The 1,204-nt window shown below is 39.0% G+C and carries 2 protein-coding genes; both read right to left on the bottom strand.

The features are described from left to right. Positions 1-494 precede the first annotated feature (494 nt). Complete coding sequence (locus tag ACFVAJ_RS21785; protein WP_376947965.1) at positions 495-797, bottom strand: hypothetical protein; 303 nt, start codon at positions 795-797, stop codon at positions 495-497. A 91-nt stretch (positions 798-888) separates the two neighbouring features. Then, positions 889-1,023 carry a hypothetical protein gene (locus ACFVAJ_RS21780; protein ID WP_275265778.1) on the bottom strand — a complete coding sequence of 45 codons (135 nt, stop codon included), beginning with the start codon at positions 1,021-1,023 and terminating at the stop codon, positions 889-891. Positions 1,024-1,204 lie beyond the last annotated feature (181 nt).

Here is a 1,204-nt window from a genome sequence, read left to right as displayed (position 1 = left end):
GAAAAAAAAACGTAACGTTTAAGCCCGTCATAGCAATATAAACACAAGCGCAGCAAGGAACGCTTATTTGTGGCTACATCTCCGTATTTTTGCAGTGGACGGAGCAACTCCTGACGTCAGTTTATTTTACACCCCTTAACGGCAGCTGGGTGACGAAAGAAAAAAGGGCGACAGTTCCTGACTGATTGTGAGTTATTACACCCAAAACAGTCATTCACTGTCACCCTTTTTATCCCCGTAAAACCTTGATTTTGAAGCCTTTTCCGAGTATAATAGATAACATCTAAATGACGTTGTAAGAGGTGCGATCTTACAAACAGTCGGAGTGTTCAATGCTACCAACATTGAGCACTTTTTATTTTGCCTTTTTTCCGTTCGTATTTAATTATCTATTATTCTACTATTCGAATTTTGAGAATACAAGGCTTTAAGGGAAACTTCTTCCTCCAAAACTGTGGATAAACGACATGCCTTTCCATTTTTCAGCTTAAAATTTAATCTGAATCTGCGGATAACTCCTCTAAATCTATAATGATTTGCTCCAACATATCATTGAAAAGCTTATGTCTAAAACCTTTCGGTTGCTTCTTGGCCAACTTATCGAGCCGTTCCTTCAAATCATTTCTAGCATAAAAATTTATTTTCGTATGAGTATCTTCCATCTTCGACCCGTTTCTCGTCCGATATGGGCCTCTTTTTTTGTTTTTTTGACCTTTTACACCCGAAGACGTTAAAACCTCTCTATCGGCCTCTAAATGTGTTTTAAACTCATTTTCCAAAATAGTCCCTTCTTTCATGAGTGTATTTCATTCTAAACATAATTACGGCCGGCTACGCTGTTGCGCTGCCGGCCATATAAACGTAGACATGTAGACGTGTCTACTTAATTCATTTATTAGACAGCTTTTTCAACATGGTTTGATACATTGCTTTTTCATCTTCGGTCAATGTTTCCTGGAGAAGCTGCTCCACTTCTAACAAAAGACCTGGCATTTTTAAGTCTTTAGCAAATGCTAAAGCCATTAACCGATCATGCTGATCTCGCGGAACTTTAATTGTTCCCCTCTTGTCTTTATTTTTCTTTACACTCTGCGTCCACTCATTGCCCCTCGTTGTCTTGTTCCGATGTGGTCTCTCCAAAAGGCCCATCATATCCCATCCTCTCTAACATTTCTTTTGCAAGACGCTTATACATATACCTGTC

This window comes from Agromyces sp. NPDC057679 (assembly GCF_042799635.1).
Taxonomy (GTDB): Bacteria; Actinomycetota; Actinomycetes; order Actinomycetales; family Microbacteriaceae; genus Agromyces.
The sequence above is the reverse complement of the archived record's forward strand: the minus strand, read 5'-3'. Positions and strand labels throughout refer to the sequence as shown.

Coding starts and splice junctions, on each gene's coding strand:
- ACFVAJ_RS21785 (WP_376947965.1), bottom strand. CDS start 797: ATGAAAGAAGGGACTATTTTGGAAAATGAGTTTAAAACACATTTAGAG.
- ACFVAJ_RS21780 (WP_275265778.1), bottom strand. CDS start 1,023: ATGGCTTTAGCATTTGCTAAAGACTTAAAAATGCCAGGTCTTTTGTTA.